The 17,905-nt window shown below is 53.2% G+C and carries 12 protein-coding genes; 10 read left to right on the top strand and 2 right to left on the bottom strand.

Going from position 1 to position 17,905, the window contains the following annotated elements; genetic code table 11:
- Window positions 1-122 precede the first annotated feature (122 nt).
- Complete coding sequence (locus FE783_RS38020) at window positions 123-227, bottom strand: sporulation protein YjcZ (protein ID WP_202916237.1); 105 nt, start codon at window positions 225-227, stop codon at window positions 123-125.
- A 111-nt stretch (window positions 228-338) separates the two neighbouring features.
- Entirely contained in the window at window positions 339-1,514 is a 1,176-nt protein-coding gene (locus FE783_RS22430) for an MFS transporter (RefSeq protein ID WP_138881629.1), read from the bottom strand.
- 250 nt (window positions 1,515-1,764) lie between these two features.
- Between FE783_RS22430 and FE783_RS22425 the strand changes: the two genes are divergently transcribed.
- From FE783_RS22425 to FE783_RS22380, 10 genes are all read left to right on the top strand, one after another.
- Entirely contained in the window at window positions 1,765-2,196 is a 432-nt protein-coding gene (locus FE783_RS22425; protein WP_138881628.1) for a hypothetical protein, read from the top strand.
- Window positions 2,197-2,255: 59 nt separating this feature from the next.
- Complete coding sequence (locus tag FE783_RS22420; RefSeq protein WP_138881627.1) at window positions 2,256-3,407, top strand: transglutaminase domain-containing protein; 1,152 nt, start codon at window positions 2,256-2,258, stop codon at window positions 3,405-3,407.
- Between the two features lie 304 nt (window positions 3,408-3,711).
- Window positions 3,712-4,416 carry an HAD-IA family hydrolase gene (locus tag FE783_RS22415; protein ID WP_138881626.1) on the top strand — a complete coding sequence of 235 codons (705 nt, stop codon included), beginning with the start codon at window positions 3,712-3,714 and terminating at the stop codon, window positions 4,414-4,416.
- 22 nt (window positions 4,417-4,438) lie between these two features.
- Window positions 4,439-6,463, top strand: a complete 2,025-nt coding sequence (locus tag FE783_RS22410) for a peptidoglycan D,D-transpeptidase FtsI family protein (RefSeq protein WP_138881709.1) — start codon at window positions 4,439-4,441, stop codon at window positions 6,461-6,463.
- Window positions 6,464-6,754: 291 nt separating this feature from the next.
- Entirely contained in the window at window positions 6,755-7,699 is a 945-nt protein-coding gene (locus FE783_RS22405) for a metal ABC transporter solute-binding protein, Zn/Mn family (protein WP_138881708.1), read from the top strand.
- Window positions 7,700-7,735: 36 nt separating this feature from the next.
- A complete protein-coding gene (locus FE783_RS22400) occupies window positions 7,736-8,506 on the top strand; it encodes a metal ABC transporter ATP-binding protein (protein ID WP_138881625.1) in 771 nt (256 codons plus the stop codon).
- 10 nt (window positions 8,507-8,516) lie between these two features.
- On the top strand, window positions 8,517-9,449 hold the full coding sequence (locus tag FE783_RS22395; RefSeq protein WP_420799760.1) for a metal ABC transporter permease: 933 nt from the start codon (window positions 8,517-8,519) through the stop codon (window positions 9,447-9,449).
- Complete coding sequence (locus tag FE783_RS22390) at window positions 9,446-10,327, top strand: metal ABC transporter permease (protein ID WP_138881623.1); 882 nt, start codon at window positions 9,446-9,448, stop codon at window positions 10,325-10,327. The genes FE783_RS22395 and FE783_RS22390 overlap by 4 nt, the downstream gene beginning before the upstream one ends.
- 269 nt (window positions 10,328-10,596) lie before the next feature.
- The gene (locus FE783_RS22385) at window positions 10,597-12,291 is read left to right on the top strand and encodes a hypothetical protein (RefSeq protein WP_138881622.1); all 1,695 of its coding nucleotides are present in this window, start codon (window positions 10,597-10,599) and stop codon (window positions 12,289-12,291) included.
- 451 nt (window positions 12,292-12,742) lie between these two features.
- The gene (locus FE783_RS22380) at window positions 12,743-17,785 is read left to right on the top strand and encodes an S-layer homology domain-containing protein (protein WP_158301972.1); all 5,043 of its coding nucleotides are present in this window, start codon (window positions 12,743-12,745) and stop codon (window positions 17,783-17,785) included.
- Window positions 17,786-17,905: the final 120 nt, after the last annotated feature.

Raw genomic sequence — 17,905 nt, 5'->3', positions numbered from 1 at the left:
TTTATGTACGGCAGAGGGCTTCTAACCGGGTTTACTATTAAGGCGGTTAAACGAATACACGAAGAAAAGCCGTCGCGGCGTCGACGGCTTTCTGTATGAGGCTGGCTGAAGAGGCTCGCGGATCAGAACCAGCCGGAGCGCAGGACGATGACCAGCAGAATGTAAAGCACGAGGATAATGGCGGTGGAGGTGAAAATACCACCGTAACCGGGTTCGCAATGAGACATATCATTCACTCCTTCTCGGTAGACGATTTGTCGCTTTGACAATAACATCGTATTACCGAACCGGGCACATCGCCTGTGCATCCGCCCGTACCGGGCAAAATGGGTAATTGTCTATTCGGCGACGGGGGGAGCGTCCGCCGTCCGGAATTTCCCCGGCGCAAGCAGCGTAAGCGCCAGCATCATGATGAGGAAAGCGATGAAGTAAGGGGAAACGGTATGCCGCAGTTGACCGGCCACGACCGGTCCGATAAACGCGCCGATCGAGGATGAAATGGCCAAGAAGGAGAATACGCGACCGTATCGGCTTGCGCTCGATACGCTGGCGAGCAGCGTCGCCATGGCCGGGAAGACGACGCCCTTCGCCATCCCGATCAGGAACAGCGAGAAGGCAAGCGGCGCGGGCCACCCGACGGCAAGCCCGAAAAAAGCGATGGCCAGCGCCAGTGCGCCGAACGTGGTCCGGATAAACGGTGAGTACTTGTGCAGAAACATCATGCTGAGCGTGCATAGCGCGCCGAGGCTGACCATCGAGAACAGCAGGCCGGATGTGAGCAGCGACTGCTGGGACGCCTTCATGAGCGGCAGCTCGAAAAACAAGATGCCTTGCGAGCAGGCGAGTCCGAGTGGGATTCCATAGAACAGCCACGGAATGCCGCCGCCGGCTCTCATGTCCGGATTCGCGGCAGGCAATGTCAAGCCATGATGGGAATGGTCCAAAGCACTTCCGGCCGCCGCCGCGGATTTGGTTTCCCGGATAAAGAAATAGGAGCACGCGCCGATGACGATCAAGGCCCAGCCGAGTACGGTGAAGGCGGTCGTGAACCCGACCTTGGCGACGAGCAGGGCGCCGGCGGCGGGCGAGATGACGGAGGCGAGCGTATGGACCAGACCGTTTCCGGCCATCAGCTTGCCCTGCTGGACGCGGGAGCTGCCCAATTTGGCGAGCATGGCGAGACAGGCGGGCGACAGAAACGCCAGCACGAAGCCGCTGATCGAACGGATCAGCAGTAGATGCCAAGGGTCGCCGACCTTGGACTGGTAGAGCAGCAGCACCCCGGCAAGCATTAAGCTTAACGTGATGAACAGTTTGCTGCCGTAACGATCGACCCAATAGCCGGCCAGCAGGTTGCCGGGGAGGTGGGTCAGCGAATACATGCCCATCATCCAGCCGATGAAGGTCGGGGCGGCCCCGAGCGAGATGGCGAACGGAGTGAGAATCGGGTATTGGGCGTGCAAATCGAAAAACGCGACGAACATGAACAAATAGAGCCATATGGCCGTTTTCATCGGAACCCCCCTTTCGCGTGCCTCACCAATACTTGTACGTATATGTCCGGGGCGATATGACTGAACGGACAAAATGTCATGAATCGATCGAACGGCCGACACTGGTTCGAGCTCGGTGCTGTACCGCTGGCGGGAGAAGGCTTTCACGCGGCGGAAACCCCGGAGGAGACGGTTTTCCCGGACGGTTTTGTATGATAAGCTAGAAATTAGTTTCCGACCAATTGAACGCCATTGAAAGGATGAACGTTTCATGGACCAGCTTACCGCCTTTTTGCAAGACCGATGGCTTGTAGTCGTTATCGCCATCATCGCGCTTTTCGTCGTCATCAAGATCGTCAAGACGGTGCTGAAATGGATTCTCGTGCTTGCCATCGTCGCCGGATTGATTTACTATGGCTCGACTTACACCGATCAGCTTAAAGATATCGGCGAGAACGTAGCCGCAACCGCCATGGAAGCGGTCGCCGACTTGAAGGAAAAGGCATTGCAAGGACTGGCGGGCAAAGACGCCAAGTATAAGGATAACGGCGACGGCACGTATACGATTACGTCCGGCAGCATCCGTCTGGACGGCAAAAACGGGTCGGATAAAGTGAAAATTACGATCGCCGGCGTATCGGCGGAGTTTTCGTTGGATGAAGCTTTGAAGAAAGCGATCGAAACGGCGAAGAAGAACGGCTAGTCTCGGGCTTTTACGCCGCAGTACCTTAAACCAAGCTGAAACGCAGGGAGGAATGATGCATGGCCGATTCCGCATCGCTGCTACAATCGTTTTCCGTCAACCTCGTTTCGGTCGTTCTCGTATGTACGGTACTCGCCTCCATTCTTCAGGGGGCGATCCGGGGCGCATCCGGTTCCGCTCAACGATTCATGCTGTTCGCGGTCGAAGGGGCCGCTACGGTCGTCAGCGTTGTTGTGGCATGGAAGCTGTCCGATATGCTCTCACCGGCGGTGCAGTCTTGGCTCGTCTCCAAACAAATCGGCATTCCAAATGAGGACATGGGACTATTCCGCCAAATGTACTACACGTTCGTAACGGGGGTACGGGATTTTCCTTTGCTCCGGATCGGAATCGTGTTCGTCATCGTGTATATCGTTTGCAAAACGCTGCTGGTCCGGCTCTGGATGCTCGTAGCGATCTCGACGGGACTACTGGGCAAGTCGTCCGGAGAACGAGGCCGGTCCTGGATGAGCAGCGGCATCGGAGGAGCGATCGGCTCGCTGATCGGCTGCGGACGGGCGCTGCTGCTGATCGCCTGCTTGTTCGTGTATACGGCGCTGTATCCGGAATCGAAGTTTGCGCAATATGTACAAGCATCGGATCTGTACATGCAGGGAGCGACCCGGGTGATCGCGCCGGTCGGGGGCGAGCTGCTCGTGGATCGTCTGCCCGTGTTCGCCAAGCAGGTCGGACAAGAATTCAGCCAAATATTGCAGCGCAAATACGAGGTGATCGACGCCCGTATTCCGAATAACATCGCGGAAGCGGCGAAGACGATTACGGCCGGCAAGGAAGACGACGAGGCGAAGGCGAGAGCTTTGTACCAATGGGTCGGCACCCGCGTCCAGTACGACTGGGACAAGGTCGAGCAGTACGAGACGAAGCGGATCTGGAAGGAGCAAAACCCGGAGGAGACATTCGCCACGCGCAAGGGCGTCTGTATCGACTACTCGCGTCTTTACGCGGTAATGGCCCGTTCGGTCGGCCTGGATGTGAAAGTGGTGACGGGACTCGGCTACGACGGTCAGGGAGGGTACGGACCGCATGCGTGGAACGAAGTGTTTCTGGCCGAACAGAACAAATGGGTTCCGCTTGATTCCACATGGTTGTCGAGCGGCGGCAACTGGTTTAATCCGCCCGGCTTCGACAAGACGCATATTCGTCAGGCGTAAGGATGGAATAGGTCCAGCCATAAGCGTCAGAAGGCATTTTTTCGGCGAAAATCGGGGACGTTGTCCAGGCGGGTGGCATGCACGCTTGGATACGTCTTTTTTCGTATAGGAAATTATGCGAAGCTAATTTCTGTGGAAAACGGGGACTCCCCCAGAAGCAATAGGAATAATCTACGAAGCAGATCTTCACTTCTGGGGGATTTGTTTCTATGTGTCGTACTGCGTCTTTGGCATACGGGGACGAAAATATGATACACTGGAATAGTCATTATAATCCGCTATTCTGATCGGCAAGGAGAACGGCATGAACATCTCACTTCACGGCATCAAAGCCGTTTTATTCGATGCGGGCGATACACTGCTGACGATTCCGGGCGCCCGGGCTATCCTGCAGCGCTATTTGTCCGAACGCGAGCTTCACCGGGAGCAGGAGCCGATCGGCGTCTTGTTCGACGAAGCGTTCCGCAAGTTTTATTACGAGAAGCCGGCTAGCGGTACGGAGCTCTGCTCCCCGGAATCGGACCGGACGTTCTGGGCCGGCATCTATACGTTCGTACTGAACGGGCTGGGCGTGCAGGAGCAGCACGAGGAGGAGACGATCCACAAGTGGAGCCACGAGCTTTATGAGTTGTTCACCTCGCCCGAGCAGTATGAGCTGTTCGAAGACGTGATTGAAACGATGGAGCGGCTTACGAGCTCCGGATACAGACTCGGGATCGTTTCCAACTTTGCGCCCACTTTAAAACATATTTTGCGCCACAAAGGCATTTTGCATTATTTCGATCCGGTTATCGTCTCGACCGAGGTCGGCCTCGAGAAGCCGAACCCGGCTATTTTTCGCCTCGCGCTCGAGCAAGCGGGTTTACAGCCCGAAGAAACGCTGTACGTCGGTGATCACGACAAAAACGACATCTGGGCACCGAACCAAATCGGCATCCGTGCCGTCAAAATAAAGAGATACGCCCATATGACCGGAGACGGCATCGTTTCGCTGCGCGAGCTCGGGTAAGGAGTGAGCATTCCCCGTGAACATGGAAGACCCCGATAAAAAGGAACTAATCCGCCGCCGGCATTTTTCGTTCCGGCTCAACTTTTTTTTCTTCTGTACGTTTTTGCTGTTTTCCATTCTGATCGTCCGTCTCGCGCTGCTCCAATTCGTCGACGGCAAGCGGTATTCCGAGGAAGAGTCGAACAGCACGATCCGCTCGCACTCGATTCCGCCGATCCGGGGCAACATCTACGACAGAAACAGCTACCCGATCGCGACCTCCACCTCGACCCAGTCGCTTTACTATACGGTGGACGCCAGCAACAAAAACCGGGATTCGGTCATCGAGCTGGCCCTCAAGCTGGAGCAGTCGTTCAAAAGCTACGGCGATCCGAAGAAGCAGCAGCCGACCGCCGACGAAATATTGAAGCTGATGGACGTCGGATACGATATGAACAAAGCCAAGACGAAGGACCCCAGCTATTATTCCGTTCCGCGCAAAATCAAAGGCGACTTGACGCAGCAGGAAATCGCCTACTTTTCCTGGTACCGCGACGAGTTCAAAGGGGTCGACATTCAGGAAGAGAGCATCCGCGAATACAACAACAACCGGATCGCCGTCCAGCTGACCGGATATTTGAAGCAGTTTTCCGGCGCCCGCAACGCGACGAACGGATTGAAGTTTTATCAGGAGAAGGCGAAGTCCACCGATCCGACGGAGAAGTATCTCGACAACGAGTACGTCGGCTTCGACGGAATCGAATATATGTACCAGGAGGAGCTGCGCGGCAAAAACGGCGTGAAAAGCTACCCGGTCAACGCCGAAGGGAAGATCGTCGGCAAAGTGTCCTTGACGACGCCGGAGAAAGGGCAAAACCTGTATTTGACGATCGACAAGGACGTGCAAATAACCGCCCAGGAAGCGATCGTAAACCATCTGAAATATATTAAAAGTCCCGGAAGGGACCGGTACACGTATGCTCCGAATGCGACTACCGGCTATGCGGTCGCGATGGAAGTCGATACCGGCAACGTCGTCGCGATGGCCAGCATGCCCGACTACGATCCTTCGACCTGGTACGGAGGGCTGACGGATGAAGAGTGGAACGATATTATGCTGTATTACCGCAACGGGACGATCAGCGACGTTCCGGCCGACTGGAAAGATCCGAAGGAGCGGGCGAAACACCCGTCGTCGCTCGTTTACTTGGGCTCCACGATCAAGCCGCTGACCGTTCTGATCGGTCTTCAGGAGAAGCTGATTACCGTTAACGAGACGTATTACGACGGCGGATCAACGACATTCGGGAAAGACAAGACGAGGATCAGCAACTCCGACGGGAGAGCATGGGGACCGCTGAATGCGATCTCCGCGATCGCGAAGTCCTCGAATACGTACATGACGGACATGGTCGGTTTACGCTTGTACGCGCGCCCGAACGGCTTGAACACTTGGGACAGCTACATGAAGCAATTCGGCTTGGGCGTATTGACCGGAAGCGGTCTGCTCGGCGAGAAGGAAGGCGTCCTCGACTACTTCCACGAAGCGCAGAAGGCGAGCTCCCAATCCGCTTTGGCCCGTGCCTCGTGGGGACAGTTGGGCCGGTATACGCCTTTGCAGCTGGCGCAGTTCACGGCGATGCTCGGCAACCGGGGGAAACGACTCAAGCCGCAGTTCGTCGACCATATCGAGACGAACGACGGGCAGCTGGTCAAGAAGATGGAGCCCGAGGTGCTGAACGAGGTCAGCTTCCCGAAAGAATATTGGGATGCGGTGCAGAAAGGGATGGAGCAGGTCAATAAATCCGGCTTCGACGGCTTCCCGTATCCGGTAGCTACCAAGACGGGGACGTCGACCCAAAGCGTAGCGGGCAAAGAAGTCGACAATGCCGTGTTTATCGCGTACGCGCCCGCCGACAAGCCGAAGCTGGCGATCGCGGTCGTCGTGCCGGAGGGTGGATTCGGCTCGTACGGCGCCGCGCCGATCGCCAGACAAATTTTCGACGCGTATGACCGTACTGTCGGATTGCGGGGGACGCCGAATCCGAATGCCGGAATGAATCCGTAGCAATTGTGAGGTTTTAAGAAGAAGCTTCTCCGAAACGGCCGACGAATCGTCGCGGATCGGGGGAGCTTTTTTTGCGATTGACGATAAAATAAATGTTGCACTCGGGAAACTTATTTGTATATAATAAAAAAAGAAGGTCTATAACAACAAAACAGGTCGTACACAACTTTTGAAGACAAAGGCAACAAAGCGATAACATCAGGATTCGGATCGGAAGCATGTACGAAGAGTGACCGGATGGACATCAAGGACGAGAAAATGGGAGGTTGACTGAAAGTGATCGGGAAACTTATGAGAAGCAAGGCTGTACGCCGGTTTCTGTATGCGATGCTGCTTGTTGTTGCTACAGCTGCGGTAGTCGGGTGCTCCAATTCCAAGGCGGCTTTCTCGGGAGCGGAAGGCAAGATCAAGGTAACGGCGACGATCGGCATGATTACGGACATCGTCCGGAACGTCGGCGGCGACAAGGTCGAAGCGATCGGATTGATGAAGTCGGGCGTGGACCCGCATCTGTACAAAGCGACGAAGGGCGATATCGACAAACTGACCGAGGCCGACATCGTGTTTTACAACGGTCTTCATCTGGAAGGGAAAATGGCAGCCATTCTGGAGAAGCAGGGCGAGAAGAAGCCGACCGTCGCCGTCTCCCGCAATATCGACAAATCGGCGCTTCGCGGAATGGACGACGGCACTGCCGATCACGACCCGCACATCTGGTTCGATGTCCGCAACTGGATGACCGCGACGGAGACGATTCGCGACGAGCTGATCAAGGTGGACGCCGCCAATGCTAATGTTTACCGCGCCAATGCGGAAGCTTATTTGAAGAAGCTGCGCGAGCTGCATGAGGAGACGAAGACGAAAATCGCCACCATACCCGAGAAAAGCCGCGTACTCGTAACGGCGCATGACGCTTTCGGCTATTTTGGTGCGGCGTACGGCATTAAAGTGACCGGATTGCAAGGAATCAGCACGGCATCGGAAGCGGGACTGAAGGACGTATCGAAGCTGCGCGATTTCTTGGTGGAAAATAAAATCAAGGCCGTATTCGTCGAGTCGAGCGTACCGAAGAAGACGATCCAGGCCGTAGTCGACGGCGCCAAGGAGAAGGGGCACGAAGTGAAAATCGGCGGGGAGCTGTTCTCCGACGCGATGGGCGAAGAAGGAACGCCTGAAGGAACATATATCGGAATGGTGCGGCATAATGTCGATACTATCGTAGGCGCATTGAAATAACGGGATAAACAAAGGATAGAGAGGAGAGGAACAGCTATGGGACGCAATCAGCAAAGCCCGTTTTCGGTTAGAGGCTTGACCGTGGCTTATCAGAGAAAGCCGGTGCTGAACGATATCACGTTCGAAGTTCCGGAAGGGAAGCTGATCGGCATCGTAGGTCCGAACGGAGCGGGCAAATCGACGCTGATCAAAGCTTCGCTCGGGCTCATCCCGAAAGTGCGGGGCGACGTGCTCATATACGGCCAGTCTTATGCGCAGCAGCGCAAAATGATCGGATACGTGCCTCAGCGCGAATCGGTCGATTGGGATTTTCCAACAAGCGCTCTCGATGTCGTCATGATGGGACGTTACGGGCATCTCGGCTGGTTCAAGCGGCCGGGCACTAACGAACGCCGCATCGCGATGGAATGCTTGGCGAAGGTCGGTATGGCCGATTACGCCGGGAGACAAATCAGCCAGCTGTCGGGAGGACAGCAGCAGCGCATTTTTTTGGCCAGAGCGCTGGCGCAGGACGCCAAGCTGTACTTTATGGATGAACCGTTCGTCGGTGTCGATGCGGCTACCGAGAAAGCGATCATTACGCTGCTGAACGAATTGAAGAAGCAGGGCAAGACGGTGCTCGTCGTCCATCACGATTTATCGACGGTGAAGGAATATTTCGATTGGGTCATGCTGCTCAACGTAGGCTTGATCGATATCGGTCCGACGGAAAGCGTCTTTACGCCGCACAATTTGCAAATCGCATACGGCGGCCGTCTGGCGGTGCTTGACCGCACGCCGGATGCGCTCGTTATGACACCGAGGTGATGGACGTATGTTGAGCAAAATGATCGAGCTGCTGCAGGACCCGAACGTTGAGTGGATCTTGATGGCTTCCGTACTGCTCGGAATAAGCAGCGGCGTGCTCGGAAGCTTCTCCTACCTGCGCAAGCAAAGCTTGATGGGCGATGCTTTGGCTCATGCGGCGCTTCCCGGCGTTTGTATCGCATTCATGCTTACCGGCTCGAAATCGATTTTGTTTTTCTTGATCGGTGCGGCAGTGGCGGGCTTGATCGCTACGTTCGGCATCGGATACATTACGCGCCATTCCCGCATTAAACAGGACGCGGCGCTGGGCATCGTTTTATCCGTGTTCTTCGGACTGGGCATCGTCCTGCTGACGCAAATCCAGCACAGCGACAGCGGTAACCAAAGCGGCCTCGACAAATTTTTGTTCGGGCAGGCGGCGGGGATGGTCCGTTCCGACGTCATTACGATGGCGATCGTTTCATGTTTGCTGGTCGGCGTATGCGCGCTGATGTACAAAGAATTCAAGCTGCTCAGCTTCGACCCGGGCTTTGCCCGCGGACTCGGGCTGCCTGTAGCCATTCTCGACCAATTGATGATGTTCCTCATAGTCGTAGCCGTCGTAGTGGGGATTCAGGCGGTCGGCGTCGTGCTGATGGCGGCGATGCTTATTACTCCGGCCGTATCGGCCCGATACTGGACGGAACGTCTTGGCGTCATGGTCGTATTGTCCGGCCTATTCGGAGGATTGAGCGGTATGATCGGCACGCTGATCAGTACGGCGGACGATCATTTGCCGACCGGGCCGCTGAGCGTATTGGCGGCTACCAGCTTGTTCATTATTTCGGTTCTGTTCGCGCCGAAACGCGGCGTCGTCTCGAAGCTGCTGCTGCGCGCATCGGTGAAGCGCCAAGCACAGGCCGACATGGAGAAGCGGACGTTGGAACGGGGGGGAACGGCATGAACAGCAACGATTTGTGGATATTGTTGACCGGAGCGCTCGTTGCCGGCGCCTGCGGTTTGCTCGGCAGCTTCCTCGTGCTTCGCCGCATGGCGATGATCGGCGATGCGATCAGCCATTCCGTGCTGCCGGGTATTGTGATCGCCTTCCTGATCAGCGGCTCGCGCGACTCGGTTGCGATGCTGTTCGGCGCAGCCGTCATCGGACTCGTGACCGTGTTTTTGATCCAGCTGTTCCAGCAAGGAGGCGTGCAGTCGGACGCTTCGATCGGCGTCGTATTTACCGCTTTGTTTTCCGTCGGGGTGCTGCTGGTCAGCATGTTCACGAGCAAGGTCGATCTCGATTTGGATTGCGTGCTGTACGGGGAAATCGCCTTTGTCAGCTTGGATACGGTCGGCTGGCTCGGCTTGGACATCCCGAAGGCGGTATGGATGGTCGGTACCGTGCTGCTCTTGAGCGCAGTCGTGCTAGGGTTATTCTACAAGCAGTTTAAGCTGTGCGCATTCGATCCGGCCATGGCCGCGGCAGTCGGCATTCCGGTGGCGCTGTTTCACTACTTGCTTATGGGTCTCGTATCGGTGACAACCGTAGCTTCGTTCGAAAGCGTCGGCGCCATTCTCGTTGTCGGCATGCTGATCGTGCCCGCAGCGACGGCTTACTTGCTGACCGAGAGGCTCGGCATCATGATCTTGTACAGCGTGCTCATCGGCGTAGCCAGCTCGGCGATCGGTTATTTCATCGCGGACGCAATGGACGCTTCGATCGCAGGCTGCATGGTGACGGTCGCGGGAGCGCTGTTCGTGCTCGCCTTCCTGTTCAGTCCGAGCCACGGCGTCGTCCGGAAGCTGCTGCGGCAGCGGCGGTCTCGGGTCGCGGTTTGAGCTTGAACAATAGCATAGATGGGAAGAGAGCCGCGCGAAGCGCGGCTTTTTGCCGTGCACGAGTACACGCCTGGGCCCAATCGTAACAAAGTTTGCAATAGCAGTCTTTTACACCTCTATTCCGGGGAAATCCGGTTTTTTTACTAAATAGAAGATGTTGCGCTGCGGCTCGACCTGTAGCCTAAGGGAGGTTTCTTAACGGGAAGGGAATTGGCAACGATTATCGAATACTGGAAGGGTATACAAAATCATAATGCCGAGGAGTCCATATGAAAAGTTTGCTTGCCCGTATTTGGAAATACAAGCTGCACTACATGCTGGTGATTCCGGCGCTGCTCCTGATATTCGTGTTCAAGATTATTCCTTTCGTAATCGCCCTGATCCTTCCTTTCAAGCGATATATTTTGACGAAAGGTATTTGGGACAGCCCATGGGTAGGGATGAACAATTTCATTCATTTATTCGGGGATCCGTCGTTTCGGAACGTGATCGCGAATACGCTCCTAATCAAGCTCGGATATATCGCGGCGAGCGGCGCCACGGCTCTCGTTGTTGCGCTTGCTTTAAGCTGCGTGGCGTCCGGGAAGCTGAGGACTGCCTTCGCGACACTATTCCTCGTTCCCTATTTTGTACCTACGCTTATTTTCGCTTACATCGCGACAATCGTATTTACACCGAGCCATTCACCGCTGTTGGATATTCAAGCGTTAGTATGGATAGATATAAGGTATTTCCGGATTTTGTTGGTGATGGTCGAACTGCTGAAAACTTGCGGGATTCCGATTCTGATCGCTCTTGCCGCCATTAATTCCAAACACGCGGCGTCTGTAAGAGATGGTATGGATGACAGGACGAGCGATCATCGCTTTATTACGATGAACGTCTTCCCTGCGGTTCGGGCCATATCGGCCTTCATGCTCTTGCAACTGTCGGCTTTGCTGTCCACGGATTTCGAGCTTGTCAGCAGCTTGTATAGTCCTTTGGTTTATGAAGTTGGAGATACGATAAGTACATATATGGTTAGAACCGGCTTGATGAATCTGGAGATCAGCAGAGCGGGAGCGGTATGGTTAATCCAATTTGCCGTACAGCTGCTGCTTGCGATTCTCGCCTACCTCGTTGTTCGTGGCCGGTTTCTCGCTGATTTATTCAGCGGTTCTCGACAAACCAATGCTATTCGCACCACGCATGGTGGCAAAGGCTTGGCCGGGATTGGAGTAGCCGTACTATATGCGCTTGTCGTATCGGTGCCGCTCTACATGTTGTTCGTGTATCCTTTTACGAACCCGAGCTCCGCCGGTCATAGTTTATCCAAGCTGTTGTCCGAGAGCAATTTCTTGTTATATACGGGTATAAACCTTGCGGCTGTCATCATAAATATGCTGATGACCGTCACTCTCGCATATCCGTTGACGGTGAAAGATTTGCCGGGTCGAAGCTTGTACAAAGCTTTTCTGCTGCTCGTGCTGACAATGGGGTCGGGGGCGATGCACGAATACTTGATGGTCAAAAGCTTGGGAATGGTGAACACGTTTTTCCCGCATTTGTTCTACGGCTTTTTCTCGGTCATTCCCGTCATTGTGCTGAAAAGTATTTTCAACAGCAAATATGCGGACCTCAAAGCCAAGGAATCCGCTGAAGGACGAGGGGAGCTGCGCACATTCTTCATGCTGTTCATACCGAAAATATGGAAGCCGCTGTTGGCGCTCGGCGTCCTGCAATTTGCATCTTTATGGAATTCGTACTACATGTCGCTGGTTTACCTGGCCAGAAAAGAGATGTATCCGCCGATTATGCTATTCTTGAGCACTGCGCTGTCCGGGGGCAAGACGGGCATACCATACGGGGACCCTGTTTTATTGCAATATGCAGCCGTAGTGGCTCTGCCGCCGCTGCTGCTTCTGCTGCTGTTCCGCAGATGGCTGACGTCCGAGGTGCTTTTGAGTCAGATTCAGAAACTCTAACCGATGGCGAGTTCATCCGGGTAATGTGAATATTGTCGAATGTTTGGAAACGTATCTCCCGACGGATACGTTTCTTTTGGCTGATAAGCGGCTGGATATGGTTACAAAGCGAACCTTTTTTCATAACAAATTACAGATGTATGACATGATTCGACATAACTTTCGATCGGTTCCTGATAGAATATGTTGGAAAACATGTTAATCGTAATAGAAAGAGAGAGCGGGTTTGGAAAATTGCCGATATAAGGATCGGCCGATTGCAAGAAGTATAAAACATACAGAAGCTGGAGGTAGTTACTTGCTAAGGGAAAACGGATTTCGATATCGATCATTCAAGCCAAAGAAATTATTAGTTACTCTCCTGTTGTCTGTTCTACTGACCTCTGTTTGGATGCCTGTCTTTCCATCCTTTGTACGGGCGGAGACGGCGAACGGAGGCGGAAGCATATCTGTGGGGGGAGGCTCGGCCGGCGGCGAAGGTGGATCTGCGGGAGGAGGCTCTTCCCCCGTCGGACCCGGTGTATCGATCGGCTACAACCTGACACGCTGGATTCTCGACGAGCCGAACGGGTACATTTATGCCGTTTCCAAGGACGCCAACAAATTGTTGTTTATCCGGACAAGCGACCTTCAGGTGGAAAGGGAAATCAACATAGGATCGAAGCCGTCCGATCTGGATCTGTACGACGGAAAGCTATACGTAGCGATTTCGGGCGGGACGCTGATCAAGGTCGTCGATTTGGCGCAGAAGTCGGTTACGCGGGAAATTGCAACTTCGGTATCGCCAGACCGGCTTGTCGTCGAAGGGCAGAAGCTTTACTACGCCCCAAGCAATTCCTGGAGCGTATACCAGATGCAACTGTCGACCGGTCAAGATGCCGTTGTACCGGGAATGAATCATTATTATGCGGCTTTCGCCTTAGACCGGAGCAATCATATCCTGTATGTCGGCGACTCGGGAACGTCGGGCTCCAAAGTTAAAGCTTATCGGACCGACACCAACGCTTTGCTGGATAAAGACAACTATAATGACGGGTACGGCTTCTCTTATTCGAACCGGGAAGTCATTGTATACGGTTCGGACCTCTTCTATGCCAGTCACAAGTTGAACAAATCTAAGCTTAGCGATCTGCAAGGAAGGTATCAGGAGACGGAGCCAGGTTACAGTGCAAATATAGTAGCTGTAACGAATAAATACGTTATATCCGATCGCATGGTGTTCGACAGAGAGACGTTCACGCCGATAACCGCGCACCCGTTTACCAGCAATCTAATGCTAATGGACAGTTCGGATGCTATATACGGGTTCAACTACGACACGAAAACGATTCATAAAATCAGACCTGATTTGACGCAGAAAAGTCCCATTTCCTACAGCAAGTCCGGCAACGATACGATTGTATTCGACAGACCGCTGACGAATTGGGCAGCCAGTCCGAACGGAAAGTATCTATATGCCATCTCTCAGTCGAGCAATCGGTTGATTTATATTCGGACAGAGGACTGGGTTGTCGAGAAGGATATTCATATCGGCTCCGCTCCTACTGATTTAAGTGTTGTCAACGGGCAAGTGTACGTGGCGTTATCCGGTTCATCCTTTATAGGAGTCTTGGATACGGTGTACGGGACGGCGGTAACCGATTCGGTATACCGGTACGGATTGAATTCCAGCCCCTATAAAATCGATGGCGGGAACGGGAAACTATTCTATACCGATCTTGGCAGCAATCTACGGGTTGTAGATGCGGTATACAGCCAAGGGAAAAAGTTGAGCGAGCTGAATAACCAATTATACGCTTCCCCCACGAATATACTTGTGGATCAAGATTCTCATACTCTGTATGTCCATCACTACAATGGTGTCAATAAGATCAATACCGATACCTATGCCATAATCTATCAATCGAACAGCTCGAGCAATTCAAGTACTAATTTCCATAAAGATGGGGATTATTTGTATCGAGGGAATCAACGTCTATCCGCTTCGGTAGCAGGCACCGTATATGGTTCTTATGGCACTGACGGCTCGTATGGTATAGGAAACGATATTATATATGCCAAAGGGAATTATGTGTTCACGGGCAACGCCCTCTATGACAGAGACAGCTTCAACAAAATAACGGATTTGCCGGATCTGGCGGCCAAAGCTTATGTAGACGATGCGGGACATGTTTATCTATACTACGCTAATCTGAAGAAGACCGTAAAGTATAATTCCGTCGATTCTCTTATTCAGCAAAATCCTGCAAATCAAGTGCCGGCTTATACGGTGCGAAATTTGTACTTTAATGATACGGATACGACAAGAGGATCAATCGGGGGCAGCTTGTCCTGGCTATATCCCGAGAACACCAAGTACATAACGAGCTATGTTGTTTACTTTTTGGACGCACAGCGTAACAAAATGGGTGACCCGCTCGGCACGGCGGATAAAAATAAAAGCTACTATCAGATCCCCCAAGGGACCCGCGTACCGGACGGAGCCAAATACTTGGGTGTCTTCTCCAAAAACCCGGTAGGGGAGAGCCGGACTTCCGCAAGTATAGAAATTGTCGAGAATGCTTACCCAACCGTTAACTCTATGGCTGTGGCCGTAAGGGACAAGGACCCGCGAAGAGGCTTTATTGACGCAACCTTCCAATGGATTCCATCGTATTATGGGCAGGGATCCGTCACGGTTCAATTATATTTTGCCGACAAGGATCGCAATCCGCTTGGAGAGATCGTCAAAGAGTCGCCATTCGGTAAAAACGGAGAGCTCCAGAACGTTGATATGGGTGCTGCGCCTTCCGGTGCCAAGTATGTGATGGCCAAGTATAAATTTAGTGACGGAACGTACGATACCCAAGTGCATTACGCTCCTTTCGTCGAAAATATCTCTGCTGAACCGGTAAGCGATGCCGTAGGTAAACCGGGTGCACCTGCCGGATACAATATAGGAATGACTTTTTATGATCAAGATCAGCAGGAGGGACGTCTGGGAGGACAACTTATTCATTTTTATTCGGGGCCCGATTCGGTCACGGACTATGTTCTATATTATTTGAACAAGGATAATGAGCGTATTCAGCCTATTATGGAAGTTCCTCAGCCATCATACGATCCCAATAACTATTATTATGGCATCTTTATGGAGAGCTCTGTAATTCCTGCGGGTGCGGTTAAACTTGGACTATTTCCGAAAAATGCGTCCGGTGAAGGTGCTTACGGAGCCATTCGCACGATATGGGATTTTCCGTACGCTCAACCGAGCCAGGTGCAGTTTACGGATGCCAATCCACTTCGAGGAATATCGGGCGCCAAACTGACGTGGGCACCGGACATGCAGGAGAAATCGCCACTCAAAGAGTATGTGGTTCAGTATCTCGATCGATATGCAAGTCCGGTTGGCGAGCCCGTGGCGGTCGTTGCTCCCGGCCAAGATCGGTATGAAGTAACCATTCCGGACCATACCATCCCTGCAGATGCTTTTGTTATAAGCATTATGATGAAAGACATATTCGGCGAGCGATTTCCGGTGGAAATGAGATTGATTGCCGTACCGATTTCCGACAATATTTCCGGGGAAAAAGAGATGCATTTTCCTTACGACCCCAATTTAGCAACTCCAGCAGGTTTGGGATATTCAGGCGATGAAGACGGGGATAAAGATGAACTTGCAAGCGCGATATCATGGGCCTTCAATTCCAAGCTTGTTACAGGCTATAACCTTTATTTCATGGATGCGCAAGGGAATAAATTAAAACCGATCGTATCGGTGAAAGGTTTTCCAAACTCATTAAGTTCAGCCCAAATCCCGTTTGACACTGTTATTCCTGAAGGAAGCAAGGAGATTGGCATCTTCGCTTGGGATGGCAGCAAGGAGGGCGGGCTCATCAAAGTACCGGTTGTGGACAATACGTATTCTCCGTCACTGGCTGCCGAACAAATCCAAGTCATCAATAATGGGCAAGGCACGAACGACACGATAACCGTGACCGGCTTGAGGTCTGGGGATCAGATCAAAGTATATCGAAATAATACGATCGCCTATCCGATAGCATCCAAAGTGTCGGAAGGGGCGTCCGTCACATTCAACATTCCGCAGCTAGGCAAGGAGGCGGGAAGCATCTTTGTAACGCTGAAAGCATCCACCTATCTGGAGAGTCGTCGTGTTCAGAAGACATACAGCGCGGAGCAGTCGACGACGGGTACCGTAGGAAGCGGTTGCTGCGCCATGGGAGGAGCTCCCGCAACACCATCTCAACCTTCGGCACCGGGAACTTATACACCGGAGACCAAGAATGAAACATCCAACGGCAAAACATACGCCGTAGCCGAGCTGGATGCGTCCAAGCTGGCCGATGCCTTCAAGCAAGCCGGACAGCAAAATACGAAGGTCGTCATCGATATGAAGGATGCGCAAAACGCTAAAGTGCAAATTCCCGCGGATGCGCTGTTGAATGCGGCGGCGAACGGATCGTCCGGAAATGGTGTCATTTCTATTAAAAGCAATAACGTAAGCTACGATCTGCCAATCGGACTATTCGATATTCAAACGATAGCCAGACAGTTGGGCATCGACCCCAAGGATGTAAAAATAACGGTAACGATGGAGCAGGTGAGCGGAGCCAGTGCTCAGCAAATCACGTCTCAAGCACAGCGGGACGGGGTAACGCTGCTTACGGCACCCGTTGAATTCACCATTACGATAGGTTCGGGCAGCAATCAGCAAGGGATGAACGATTTCGGCGGTACGTATGTGACCCGGACGTTTGTCTTGACTTCGACTGTCGACGGTTCGACTGCTACGGCCGTACGGATCGATCCGGTAACGGGCGAGATGTATTTCGTACCCGCTATATTCAGTACGGCGAACGGGCAGACGGAAGTGAAGATGATGCGGCAAGGCAACAGCATCTACTCTGTCGTAGAGACGAAGCTGAGAACCTTCACGGATATACAAGGACACTGGGCGAAAGCGGATATCGAGCTGCTGACCGCCAAGCTGATCGTAAAAGGAGCGGACGCGGACCGGTTCATGCCGGATCAGTCCATTACACGTGCGGAATTTGCCGCCTTGCTCGTACGTTCTCTAGGCATCTCAGAAGAAAAGACGAACCGTACACCGTTCGAAGATATTCCGTCCGGATCTTGGTTTGCGGGCTCCGTGGCGGCGGCTGCGAGCAAAGGTTTGGTTGACGGTGTCGACGACAAGAACTTCAGCCCTAACGAATCGATTACCCGGGAGCAGATGGCTCTGATGATCGCCCGCGCTCTTACTATGACCGGGAAGAAAGAGGCCGGAGCGGATCAAGCCTCCTCACCGTTATCGCGTTTCGCTGATCGTGACAAGGTATCCTCTTGGGCGCAAGAAGCTGTATCGCGAGTATTGCAAGCGAACCTGATGAACGGCACCGCGACGGATACGTTCGCGCCTTCCGACAAAGCGTCCCGGGCGCAGGTAGCGGTCATCCTGAAGCGGATGCTGCAGCATGTAGGTTTTATCAACTAGCTTTAACGAGATAGCAAGTGGAAAACGGGAGCCCGCAATGGCTCCTGTTTTTTGCGTAAAATCATATGGCGGCTGAATAAATGTGTGGATTCGTGTGAATCTATGATGAAGCCGGAGCGG

The organism is Paenibacillus mesophilus (assembly GCF_005938385.1).
In the GTDB taxonomy this organism is placed as follows: domain Bacteria; phylum Bacillota; class Bacilli; order Paenibacillales; family NBRC-103111; genus Paenibacillus_AB; species Paenibacillus_AB mesophilus.
This window is presented reverse-complemented; position numbering and strand designations above follow the sequence as displayed.

Coding starts and splice junctions, on each gene's coding strand:
- FE783_RS38020 (WP_202916237.1), bottom strand. CDS start 227: ATGTCTCATTGCGAACCCGGTTACGGTGGTATTTTCACCTCCACCGCC.
- FE783_RS22430 (WP_138881629.1), bottom strand. CDS start 1,514: ATGAAAACGGCCATATGGCTCTATTTGTTCATGTTCGTCGCGTTTTTC.
- FE783_RS22425 (WP_138881628.1), top strand. CDS start 1,765: ATGGACCAGCTTACCGCCTTTTTGCAAGACCGATGGCTTGTAGTCGTT.
- FE783_RS22420 (WP_138881627.1), top strand. CDS start 2,256: ATGGCCGATTCCGCATCGCTGCTACAATCGTTTTCCGTCAACCTCGTT.
- FE783_RS22415 (WP_138881626.1), top strand. CDS start 3,712: ATGAACATCTCACTTCACGGCATCAAAGCCGTTTTATTCGATGCGGGC.
- FE783_RS22410 (WP_138881709.1), top strand. CDS start 4,439: ATGGAAGACCCCGATAAAAAGGAACTAATCCGCCGCCGGCATTTTTCG.
- FE783_RS22405 (WP_138881708.1), top strand. CDS start 6,755: ATGAGAAGCAAGGCTGTACGCCGGTTTCTGTATGCGATGCTGCTTGTT.
- FE783_RS22400 (WP_138881625.1), top strand. CDS start 7,736: ATGGGACGCAATCAGCAAAGCCCGTTTTCGGTTAGAGGCTTGACCGTG.
- FE783_RS22390 (WP_138881623.1), top strand. CDS start 9,446: ATGAACAGCAACGATTTGTGGATATTGTTGACCGGAGCGCTCGTTGCC.
- FE783_RS22385 (WP_138881622.1), top strand. CDS start 10,597: ATGAAAAGTTTGCTTGCCCGTATTTGGAAATACAAGCTGCACTACATG.